Source organism: Allorhodopirellula heiligendammensis (genome assembly GCF_007860105.1).
GTDB classification, from domain to species: domain Bacteria; phylum Planctomycetota; class Planctomycetia; order Pirellulales; family Pirellulaceae; genus Rhodopirellula; species Rhodopirellula heiligendammensis.
The window spans coordinates 2,319,859-2,331,383 of the sequence record NZ_SJPU01000001.1 but is presented as its reverse complement, the minus strand read 5'-3'; the positions used below and the strand labels follow the sequence as shown (position 1 = coordinate 2,331,383).

Below are 11,525 nucleotides of genomic sequence, written 5' to 3'. Positions count from 1 at the left end.
TCCAGTGACAAGCAAGACCAACCATTCTGCCGCAGTTTCCTCAACAATGGATGCCTACTTGGTGCTCCATCGCGGTACTCGCTGGACCGACGTCTACCGATTGGCTGGTTCGGAGGATGTGTTTCTGGGGCGATCCTCGCAAAATCAGATTGTGCTCCGCAGCGGCCGAGCGAGTCGCCGGCACGCTCGAATCTCCTGCGAGCCCGCTGGCTGGTGTGTTGAAGACCTTGCGAGCCGAAACGGCGTTTTTGTAAACGACGTGCCGATAAATGGGCAATCGCCTACACCGTTGGAAGAGGGCGATCGGCTGCAAGTGGCGGGATTCGAGATGCGGTTCACGTACGACTTGGCCCGATGGGCGGGGCCGTCCACCGCAGTTGGCGAGCACGCCGGGGCGGACGCAGGCCTCGACGAGGGGGCCACCGAAGACGCGATGTTGCTCGGCGACGAATTTGCGTCAGAAATTGAGTCCCCGTGGCTGGATATTGTCTCGCAGTCGCCCGCACAAACGCTGGAATCGAGAAAGAATCCGCCGAATCCGAGTGAGCACACGGACTCGGCCAACCTCTCGCTGCTCCAAATGGCGTTCGCGATGGGCAGACTCGATAGCGATGAGGGGGATTTTGAGCCCGCCAGCACGCTGTTGCTGCAGACGCTCGCCAGCCAGTTGCCGGCTGCCGAGATCGCACTGTACTTATTCGATGAGGCCCGTGAGCTGCCCCTGCCGCGCCACGTTCATCAACGACCTGGGCACCGCTATCGTCGCCCGCCAGAAAACCTCGTACGCCAGATACTGGCCCCCGGAGCGGCGGCGCTGCTGGCGCGGAACATTTTGGGTGACCGCCATTTGGCCACCGCGGATACACGGGGCGAGATTGATGTGGAATCGCTGGTGTTGGCCCCCCTGCATGTGCCCGCGCAGCAACCGGCGACCGACCCCTCCCAACTTCGCCCCGCAGGCGGTCTCGTTCATGTCACCACCGGTGCCGGCGACGCCTCGTTGCAGGAACGCGATCTCGCCTTGATCGTGACTGCGTGCGAAATTTTTTGCGAAGCCTGTCGGTCGCAACATCAGCGACACCAACTCGAGCAAACCCTCCACCAGTCCAAGCAAACGATCAGTCGCCTGCGCACCCAGCTCGCTGGACGTGTTGAGATTCTCGGTCGCAGCGATGCGATTGCCGATGTGCAGGTCAAAATCGCCCAAGTCGCTCGTACGGATGCCGCCGTGCTACTGCGGGGAGAGTCCGGATCGGGCAAAGAACTCGTCGCCTCGGCGATCCACTTTGCCAGTCGTCGGGCGGAGGGGCCGATGGTCTGCCTGAACTGCGCCGCCCTGTCGAAGGATCTGCTCGAAAGCGAATTGTTCGGTCACGAGAAAGGGGCGTTCACCGGGGCCACGGACTCTAAAAAGGGGAAGTTTGAAGCCGCATCCGGTGGCACATTGATGTTGGACGAGATCGGGGAGATGAACCTGGAACTGCAGGCGAAGCTACTTCGCGTCCTCGAAGGGCATCCCTTCGAACGTGTCGGTGGGCAGACGGCGGTCCGTGTCGACGTCCGTGTGATCGCCGCAACCCACCGAGATCTGCAGGCCATGGTCAGCAGCGGGGATTTTCGGCAGGACCTGTTCTATCGCTTGCATGTCATCGAAATCGTGGTCCCCCCGCTGCGCAGTCGCGGCCGGGATATCGTGCTGCTGGCGGAGCACTTTGTGAGCTCATTCGTGCAGTCGATGGGGCGGGGGCCGATGAGTATATCGCCTGCTGCGAGGCAGAAACTGTTGGGGTATTCCTGGCCAGGAAATGTTCGCGAGTTACGCAATGTGCTCGAGCGAGCGGTCGTGATGGCACCGCTCGATATACGCGGTCCCCACGAGATTGGACCCGATGAACTGCTGATGGCGCCGGCGATGCAGGGGAATGTCGTCGCTCCGCCGCGAGCGGACACCGAGGGAACGCCGCCGGGAATCTCGCTCGCCGAGCTCGAACGCCAGCACATCGAACAAGTCTTGCAGAGTACTGGCGGAAACAAAAGCAAAGCGTCTGGGATTCTGGGGATCGAGCGCAGTACGCTCGATCGAAAACTCAAACGCTACGCAGAAAACTAGTTCAACATCTCGTTGACTTGCGTGATCACAGCCGAGACGTCGACCTTGTCAGCTTCGAAATCATGCCGTGAGACCACTTTGGAGTTGTTCACCAGCAGCACGGTGACGGCGGTGTCCGCATTGAGTTTGTAGCTGGCGGGGCCGTTTTTGGCGTCCTTCGCAACGACGATCGGCACGTTCTTTTCTTTCAGTTTGCTGGCCATGGCGTTAGCTTGACTGGTCAGCTCCTGTGGCTCTTTGCCGATCAACGTGACCAAGCCCTTCAGCTGGTCACTGGAGTGCTTCGCGACAGCAGCGTCGACTTGCTCGATCAATTCTGGCACCGAACCGTCGGTCGAGCGAGTGAAGATCATCACCATCGGGCGTTGACCGTATTTGCAGCGATAGCAGAGGGTCGAGCCATTTTCGACGTTGTCATCTGCTGCGCCAGCAACTTTTGTCACATGGAATGCACCGACGGCGTCACCGGCGCACAGGCCTTTCGCATCGGCATCCTGAGCAGCCTTTGCGGGTTCGCCGGCGGTCACGATGGGCGCGGACAACATGCACAGGGCGGCAAGGGAAAATAGGAAACGAGTCATTCGAGGCTTCTCCATGAAGCGTGTCAAAAAGGGGGGAAGAGCGCGACAGGCTACCGAGATCCCACAGGACCAGGCGCAGACCGCCAGCTCGTACATTAGGAACATAATGTACAATCCTCCCACCCGTCCGCCACACTGACGGAAAAATCGTCACCAAATGTCCAGTTCCGGTTTGGCTTCGCCAGAGCGAATTTTGTGCCAAGGTGTCTGCGTCGGCTGCGGGGCTGACGCGGTTCCAATCAAAAGGTTTCGTCGTGCTTGGGTCGTGCGGCCGGTCGACAACCGGGGGGTGACTTAGAGGCTCTGCTCTCCCTGTTAAGCCATGGCAGGTGGTGCATTGAGATCATACGAATCCTGCGGTCAGTGCAAACGTTCCGGACGGGACGTTGGTCCCCTCCCAAGTTCATTGGAACCGTGCAAGGCGGGTGGTGTGGAACCGGCGGCATCGGTGGGGAGCGTTGTCGAGACCTTTCGCAGCGTGAGGATTTCAGCCATCTGGAATTGGCAAGGCGAAAAAACTGGTTGCATGCTGGGGTTGCGGTGGGATATAATCGACGGTGAACTCACGCGACAGCCAGGGGGGATTTTGGAAAACATCCCGCGTCTGTCCTCCTCTTCTTTCTACCAGCCCCGGACCTACGCCAGATGAAAAACAACCGTCCCGGATTCACGCTCGTTGAACTGTTGGTGGTCATCACGATCATCGGCATTCTGATGGGCCTGCTCATCCCCGCCGTCAACGCCGCGCGAGAAGCCGCCCGACGGAATCAATGTGCCACGCAGATGAAGAACCTGGCTTTGGCCGCGATTCAACACGAAAATGCGAAGGGCGAACTTCCCGGTTATCTGCAAAATTATGGTACTTACACCGGTACTGGGACCCCTGCAGACCCTGCAGACCCAACTGCAGCTGCTCCGGCTGCCCATGCTAAATTGGGTACTTGGGTTGTAGCCCTGATGCCATTCCTTGATGCGCAACCGACCTATGAGATCTGGACTGAAGATCGTTATCCGATTCTTTCCGGTGGCGGAGGAGAGCTTGCTCCAACGAACGAGCAGCGAGGCGCGGGTGTTGGCTTTCATCAACGCTCGGCACCCAATCTAGCGATCATGCAGTGTCCCAGTAACCCGAATAGTGATGGTGAATTTGCAAGGAACAGCTATGTAAGCAACAACGGGATGTTTGCATTGCCTACTTCCACTGGCAGTGCGGCCTCGCCGGGCACTCTCGTGTCCTTCGCTCAGTCAATGGAGCGCGCTAATGGCGCCTTCAACAACAAATTCAATGGTCCTGTTTCCGCGTCTGTCCCGGCGGCTGTTGGTTCTAAGGTACGACTCGACGACATGAAGGACGGCCAAGGTTACACGATGCTGTTCAGCGAGAACGTGCAAGCGTTGCCGTGGAACCGTCCTGGTTTCGCGAACGCGTCAGAGTTGAGTGCTCCTACGGTTGCATATCCTCCTGAAGCTCGTTACACGCAAGGAATGCTTTGGTTCTACGAGGACCCGCAGCCTAGTTCGATGGGAGCGGCTCTATGGAGCCATGGTGTTCCAGGGGCGGTGAATCCAAAGCACAAGATTAATGGTCGGGGCACAGCTGCTAATGAATCTATTTTCGTAGAGTCGATGACGAATCTAAGCCCTGGCACAAATGTATGGGATTTAGCGCGTCCATCATCGGCTCACGTCGATGGCGTTAACATCGGTATGGCCGACGGTGGAACTCGTTCGATCACTAATTCGATCGATTATCGGGTGTACCAAGCCTTGATGACACCGCGTGGGAAATCCAGCGATGTGCCATGGCAAGAATACGTAATGGATGAAGACGCGATCTAGGTTCGCAGATTTTGTTCTGACCATCAAGTGAAAGGCAGTGCTCCCACAGCACTGCCTTTTTTTTGGTCCATCTGGGTTTATCGTGCCGTTGGCATCGGTGAGCCAGGGGTATGGGAGCCGCCAGGCATGGCGGGGCATACAGATCGATTGTCACGCTGATATAGCGGGTGCGTGCTGGACCTGCTCACGGTCAATGCAGCCGGACCTGCTGGTTGGCTTGTTGACCGTCGAGCGGGCCGGATGGATTCGTCGTTGGAGATGAGTGCCTCTCACGCACGGTCTGCGTCGATGCACGGCAGCCACGCCAGGTCGGGGCAGGCAGTTACCCAGGGCAGTTCAGAAATCCGGGGTCGGCGACGCGAACTTAGACGCTTTCACAAACGTCGACGCGGTTGAATACTTGACGGCCGGCCGCGACAGGACGAATCGCCTCTTGGGCTAGCTGTTTGTGGTAAAAACTGCGGACTCGACCGCTCAGGTAGATCGATTGATCGCTTTCGGTAACCTCAATGCGTCGTAATTCCGACACCGCGCTGCGGGCGAGGACCGAAACTACCGCACTATCGTTTTCGCCACGCACCATCCGCGATCGTCGGGCAGCGTTGATGAGAGCTTTCTGCTCCTCCGTGTGATCTGTGCAGTTGAGAGGAGCTACCGGTGTAAGAGCAGTCATTGAGACCCAATCCATGCGGGAATATTAGCCAAGAACCTTGTACGTATTAATATTTCCGATTTAGGATGGTTTGGCCACAGCAAAACCGAAAAAATCCGCCAAGTTCCCCAAAACGATCCGCAGGATCGCAGCAACAGCCATAACTGTTACTTCTGCTCGTACTTTTTGAATAGCTGACGATGACGGCTGCTCAGGTCCACCTGCCGGCCTTGCACGTAGGCGTCGACGACATTGGTTTCGGATTCCAACACGTCTCCGTCAACGACAATCAGCGTAGCGTCTTTTTCGGTCTTCAATGTGCCGACTCGCTCGGCGACGCCCAGGATTTCGGCGGCCGATCCCGTGATGCTGCGGATGGCATGTTCGCGATCGAGCCCATAAGCGACCGCCACCCCGGCGTGGTAGGGCAAGTTGCGAACGTTGGACGCCCCACCGGGATAACCTGAGCCCTCACCGGCGATGGCGAACTGCACGCCAGCTCGGTGTAGCTGGGACGGCAGTTCATAGAGCGCGTCGTACGCGTCGTGTCGCCGTCGCGGCAGACGGTAGGTGCCGATCAAGATGACGGGGATATCGTTCGCCTTGATGGCGTCGAGGCAGTGCATGGCATCGGCGCCTCCGCAAATAACCATGGGAATTTCGCGAGCGGTAAAAAACTGGATCGCGGAATCGATGGTTGCCATCCGATCGGCGTGCACAAAGACGGGACGGGCACCGTCGACGACCGGGATCCAGCTTTCCAACCGCACGTCCGTCGGCGTGTCTGGATCGGCGTTTCGCAGGTCGCGGTAACGGCGAGCCTGATCGAGCAGGTCGTCGATCTTCGTTATCTGTTCATCGTACCTTTTCGCATTCTCTTTGGCATCACGACCGCGCGGGACCATTGTTTCCCAGTCGACACAGAGGCCGACCGGTGTTGCGATCGACATGTCTTTGACACCCCATCCATCGAGTTGCATGAGCGCCGACTGGCCGCGGATCCAGCGACCCCCGGGGACGACATGGGCAATCAGTACGCCACCGGCCCGCGCCACCGGAATCAACTCGCTATCGGGGTTGAATGCGATCCAGGAACGCACGTTCGGATTCTCGTCGCCACGTTCGCTGCTATCCACCGTCACATCAACGGCCGTTATCTCACGCAGGCCCAGATCCGTGAATGCGTCGATTAAGCCTGGGTAAACATGCTTGCCCTGACCATCGATGACAATCGCCCGCTGTGGTTGAGTAAAACCGCGTCCGATGCGTGTGATCACACCCTGATCAAATAGCAGCGAGGTATTCTTTTGAACGGATCCGTCACCGATGTGGAGGGTCGCGTTCTCGATCAGGATGGGACGTGTTTGCGGCCGCCCTGGCACGATGTCGTGAGCGTCCGCGATGGCGCTGCCTAGCAGCGAGCAAGCAATGGGGAATAAGAGTGCTCTGCGGCGTGAAAACTTCATTTTGAATCTCCGTTGCGTTGGTCGATCGAGGATTGCTGGGCGCCGCGAGAGTTACAGAACTCGTCGTATCGAAGCCACCGATCCGCTTCGGCGACGCTTTCTGGTGCGTCGGCTGTCTTCTCAGAGCTCGCTTGTTTGGGTTTGCCATCGAGCAGTTCCTGGATTAACTGATTTCTCCAGGTTTGATCGCGCTTGCGTAAACGAGCGTTGCTATCGAGATCGAAGATGGGGCGACCATCAATCCAAGTCTGCTCGCAGCGAGTGGTTGTTGACAGCGGTGGTCCGCTCCAGAGGACCAGGTCTGCGTCTTTACCGACCTCGATTGAGCCGACCCGGTCTTCGATGCGTAGCTGTTTCGCTGGATTGAGTGTCACGAACTTCAGCGCCTCGGTGGGTCTCACGCCACCGTACTTCACCGCCTTGGCAGCTTCGGTATTCAGGTGCCGACCCAATTCGGGATCGTCGCTGTTATAGGAGACAACGACCCCCGCCCGGTGCATCAACACGCCGTTGTACGGGATAGCGTCATAGACCTCGAATTTATACGCCCACCAATCGGCAAATGATGATGCCATTGCTCCATGTTTGACCATGGCGTCGGCAACTTTGTAACCTTCCAAAATGTGTTGCAACGAACCGATTTTGATACCGAATTCGTCGAGTACATCGAGCGTTGCGACAATTTCATCTTGTCGGTAGCTGTGACAATGAATCCAACGTTTTCCAGCTTGGATTTCAGCGATCGCCTGGAGTTGGAGGTCCACGCGTGGCGGCAGCGTGCCTCGCTCTCCGGCCTGCCAACGACGATGGGCGACCGCATATTCGCGGGCCGCGAGCATTTGATCGCGCAGCAATTGCTCGACGCCCATTCGCGTGTTGGGATATCGCGATGGCGAGCGTTTGACGTTTTCACCGAGGGCAAATTTGATCCCTGCGGGGGCTCCGGTGAAGACGAAATCGTCCATCGAGTCACCCCAGCGAAACTTGACGACTTGGTTTTGGCCGCCAATGGGGTTTGCCGATCCATGCAGAACGTTGGCGGTGGTGACGCCACCGGCGAGTTGCCGATAAACCGTGATGTCGGTCGGGTCAATGAAATCGGCAATGCGTACCTCGGACGTGATCGCTTGGCCGGATTCGTTGATCCCGCCGTCGGTTGCCGCGTGAGAATGGCAGTCGATCAACCCTGGCGTGAGATGCTTGCCCGTGGCATCAATGATGACGCAATCATCCCCTTTCTTTAACTGGATGTGGTCCTCGATTGCGATGATTTTTCCGTCTTCAATTAAAACATCTTGCGGTGTTTCAGGGACCTTTAGGTCATCGCGATCCTCACATGTCCACACGATCGCACCGCGGAACAAGACGCGATGGGGGCGTGGCACGGGGCGTTCGCGCCCGTAGGCCCCGAGCGGGAAGACGATTTCGATGGACTCGGTCTCCTCGCCCGATTTCTCCGCCGCGTCCGCATCAGCGGCATTCTCAACGTCAGATTCCTCGGGAGCGGACTCTGTCTCGGTGTTGCTTTGATCGGAATCCTTGTCCTTGGATTCTTTGTCTTGGGAATCTTTGTCTTCAGAATCCTCTACCTCGGCGCCGTCTGCCTTCGCTGTTTCCTCTGCCGGATCGATCCACTTGGTTTTGAAACGGCGGGCGGTGGCAGAGGTCGGGTAGAATTGCACGACAAAGGGATTGGTGGGCGACACGCTGCCGAGTGACTTGCCTGGTGCGCTGACCACGACGCGGTGCGTTCCCGCTGGCAACTGCAGCGCAGTGGGGATCAACGACGTTCCATCGCCGCAGTCGATTTGAGCGGCAAATTGATCGCTGCGCTGCACGATCTTTTTGAGCTCGATCGTGACGGGTTTATCAGAATCAGCTTGGGCAATCAAATCTGCCGAGACGCGGCCTTCCTTTTGGGTGACGACCAGTTTGACGGTGTGTTGCTGACTGTGGGGAATCTTTAATTGCCACGAGCCTACGATCGACGCCAATTCGTCGCCTGGTTTCGCGGTGATCTCAAACTCTTGACCGGCTACAAATACCTTCAGCACATCGGTGTCTTTGGCAAACAGGTCGCCATCGGACAGGATCAAGTCAGCGCTCATGCCAACGGCGATGCGGCCGTGCGTGGCGTCAATTCCCAATAGTCTCGCCGGGGTCGTCGTCAGTGCTGCGATCGCGTCTCGGTGTGACAAGCCGTTTTGAATCGCTTCATGTAAGTGGGAGCGGAACTTGCCCACATCCTCCAGTCGATCGGCGCTCAAGCATACGCTGACGCCGCGTTTGACCATTTCGGCTGGATTGGAACTCGCGAATTTCCAGTGCAACAGATCGACGAGTTCCACTTCCCGCGCGTCTTCGGGCGTGATGACGTTGGGGTCGCTCGGAAAGTTAACAGGCAAGATCAGTGCTCGCCCTGTGGCGGCAATGGTATCGGCATCGCGATATTCCATTCCCGAGCCACGAATGATTGCTCGCAAGGAGAATTCTCGCGCCACCTTCTCAGCTCGCAATGCCATCCGTTCGTTTGCACCATCAAACACAAATGTTGATGACTCCATCGCATTGCGGAGCGCGGCGAGGGTGGCGCTCAGAGCGGGTTTGGGCAGTGCTGTGTCGGCTTGATACGCCGTGGTGGCTTCGCCGTACCAGCGGGCGTCATAGAGTGATTGGCGCAGCAGTGCCACGGCTCCCATGGGCGAATTGGGATAGCGCTCACCAGCATCGTTGGGCCGCGGCACACTCAGCGCCGCCGTCATCCAATTCGTCTCGGCGAGACGCTGCGGTCCCGCCCCACCGTCCTCAAGCTCGTTCAGCGACCACACGGAGGGTCGTCCGCCCAGGATCCGCCCGCGGGGGGCTAACACCGTGGTGGTGAACCCCTGGCTCCGCAATTTCCCAGCATCCGGAACCGCTGACAACTCGCGAATGCGGCGGTTGACGACGATATTCGCGTTCCAGTAATCGTCGCTAAGTTCCGCAGGCGTGGTATGGTCGGATTCAGCTTCCTGCCAAGCATTGATCCAGCCCGCTGAGAGCGTCTTGCCCGAGCAATCGATGATCTGGCAGCCGGGCGGAGGTGTGATCGAGGGGCCAACCGCGACGATCGCGCCTGCCTGGATCAGGACATCGCCTTCGTTCCCTCTTGGGTGTGCGTCATCGTCGGCTGCTTGCTCCGAACGATCGGAGTAGTCCTCGGGGCCTGTCATCAGAGTGGCACCGCGAAGCAGCACGCTACTTGGCGGATTCGACCGTAGTCCAACGGTCGGGGCGACACTGCGGACATCGTCCGCGAAGACGCCGATTTGACAGGCCATCCACACGGCCATCACTGTCAGCAAACGCGAACGCGAGATTGAAAATATCAAAGGATTCCTCGTGAATACGGAGCCATTACGCAAACGTGGCGGAACTGATCGACGACCGAACTGCAGTCACCACGGCCCGGCAGCGGTGTCCACCCTGCGGCGAAGACAACGAACCGGTTGATGCATACGCTGTAGCTATGCAGGATAGTTAGTCGACGAGGTCATTTATAGTTAAGTTCGATAGAACGTGGCACGTTTCGCTGTCAGGCTATCTGGATTGTGGCCGCGTCCATCCAGTTCGCGAGAATCAACCGCCTATGGCAGGGCGGTGGGGCCTGCCGCTCATGGGGTTTCGCGGAAACCTCAGTGGATTGGCGTGCATCGCGGATGGTTCCAGTGCCGCGACCACCAGCGAAGTCAATAAACCATCAACCGGTCAATGAACGATAAATCAGTCAATGAGCCGGGAAGCGATCAATGAGCCGTTGCCACTCGTCCATCGACGCGAGGATGTCTTTGGTAATGGCGATCATACTGAGCTCACCGGCGAACCAGATCACGTCTTGATCGTGAATCGGATGGATGTGAAAACACGATAATGGGCACCGCGAAGCGTTGCCCGCGGATTCGATGAGCAGTTCATTCTCTCCGATCCAGCCTGATTGAGTGATGGTATGAGGTTTTGATCCTTGAAGAATCAATCGCCAGGTCGCGAACACGGCCCAGGCATACGAAATCGTCGCGAGCAACGCGGCTAAGGTGAATCCATTCCAATTGCCGGGTTCAGACAGACAGGCTAGGATTAATACGGCGAATGCGATCACCAGTTGTGCTGTGAGCGACCACGCTTGTTTCCGACTCTCGGGCGTATCCGTTGGCATTTGCAGCGTCACTTGGCCGGCAAAATTGACAGCATCGGCAGGTGGCATCCCTAGGCGGGTTGCACAAGCAATCGGCGGCGTCGATGGGGGCGTCGTCGCTGTTCGGTGACGCCACTGACGGAACCATGATTTTAATCGGTCAGGATCGAAGTGATCGAACAGACGCGTCGATAGTGCGAGAAAGTGGTAAGGGTCTTGGGCCAATTGCACCCGCACACCGGACTTCAGGACACGTGACTGTCGGATCGAGGTCGCGGAAAACCAATGTCTCCGCAGACCATCATTGAGCAGCATGCCGTCCACCGAGATGGTGCCCTGGACCGTCCCCAGCAAATCAGGGCGTCGCTTCAGGATTCTGCCTGCCCGCTGTGTAGCCAACAGTTGGTAGGCGCCGATGGGCATCCCAATCAACACGGCCCCGACGGCAAGCACCATTGGGAGCGTCCAGGGGCTGCGGTTAACTTCCGCCAAGGCCATCATGATGGCCGTTACCGCGCACAAAACGCACACTGGCGTGACAACCACCAACAGGAACTGGACGATCGTTCGGTGCGGGATCATCACGGCGAAATCGTGGGCGGTGATGACTCCACCAAACGCGAGTTGTTCGTCCCCAGCAGGATCGCTGTGGGCCGCGAGTTCGGCGTTCGAGCGACCGGGCTGGTAGGGGTTCACCGCTGGTTTC

At 58.1% G+C, this 11,525-nt stretch carries 7 protein-coding genes; 2 read left to right on the top strand and 5 right to left on the bottom strand.

The genetic code is table 11. The features are described from left to right. Window positions 1-4 precede the first annotated feature (4 nt). Window positions 5-2,110, top strand: coding sequence for a sigma 54-interacting transcriptional regulator (locus Poly21_RS08805; protein ID WP_146406471.1), 2,106 nt, complete (start codon window positions 5-7; stop codon window positions 2,108-2,110). Here the strand turns inward: Poly21_RS08805 and Poly21_RS08800 are convergent. After that, on the bottom strand, window positions 2,107-2,691 hold the full coding sequence (locus Poly21_RS08800) for a hypothetical protein (protein WP_146406470.1): 585 nt from the start codon (window positions 2,689-2,691) through the stop codon (window positions 2,107-2,109). The two genes, Poly21_RS08805 and Poly21_RS08800, sit on opposite strands and share 4 nt — an antisense overlap. 645 nt (window positions 2,692-3,336) lie before the next feature. On the opposite strand from Poly21_RS08800, the gene Poly21_RS08795 reads away from it, so the two are divergent. Continuing rightward, window positions 3,337-4,530: a DUF1559 family PulG-like putative transporter gene (locus Poly21_RS08795; protein ID WP_146406469.1), complete on the top strand. Its 1,194-nt coding sequence runs from the start codon at window positions 3,337-3,339 to the stop codon at window positions 4,528-4,530. 364 nt (window positions 4,531-4,894) lie between these two features. Here Poly21_RS08795 and Poly21_RS08790 read toward each other — a convergent pair whose 3' ends face one another. The 4 genes from Poly21_RS08790 to Poly21_RS08775 all read right to left on the bottom strand — a co-directional run bounded on the left by Poly21_RS08790 (window position 4,895) and on the right by Poly21_RS08775 (window position 11,515). After that, window positions 4,895-5,203 carry a BON domain-containing protein gene (locus Poly21_RS08790; protein ID WP_302118175.1) on the bottom strand — a complete coding sequence of 103 codons (309 nt, stop codon included), beginning with the start codon at window positions 5,201-5,203 and terminating at the stop codon, window positions 4,895-4,897. 146 nt (window positions 5,204-5,349) lie between these two features. Then, window positions 5,350-6,648, bottom strand: coding sequence for an amidohydrolase family protein (locus Poly21_RS08785; protein WP_146406468.1), 1,299 nt, complete (start codon window positions 6,646-6,648; stop codon window positions 5,350-5,352). After that, window positions 6,645-10,019: an amidohydrolase family protein gene (locus tag Poly21_RS08780; protein ID WP_302118174.1), complete on the bottom strand. Its 3,375-nt coding sequence runs from the start codon at window positions 10,017-10,019 to the stop codon at window positions 6,645-6,647. The genes Poly21_RS08785 and Poly21_RS08780 overlap by 4 nt, the downstream gene beginning before the upstream one ends. Window positions 10,020-10,414: 395 nt before the next feature. After that, entirely contained in the window at window positions 10,415-11,515 is a 1,101-nt protein-coding gene (locus tag Poly21_RS08775) for a hypothetical protein (RefSeq protein ID WP_146406467.1), read from the bottom strand. Window positions 11,516-11,525: the final 10 nt, after the last annotated feature.

Excerpts from the sequence above, each read along its gene's own strand:
- Poly21_RS08785 (WP_146406468.1), bottom strand. The coding sequence starts at position 6,648 with ATGAAGTTTTCACGCCGCAGAGCACTCTTATTCCCCATTGCTTGCTCG.
- Poly21_RS08795 (WP_146406469.1), top strand. The coding sequence starts at position 3,337 with ATGAAAAACAACCGTCCCGGATTCACGCTCGTTGAACTGTTGGTGGTC.
- Poly21_RS08800 (WP_146406470.1), bottom strand. The coding sequence starts at position 2,691 with ATGACTCGTTTCCTATTTTCCCTTGCCGCCCTGTGCATGTTGTCCGCG.
- Poly21_RS08790 (WP_302118175.1), bottom strand. The coding sequence starts at position 5,203 with ATGACTGCTCTTACACCGGTAGCTCCTCTCAACTGCACAGATCACACG.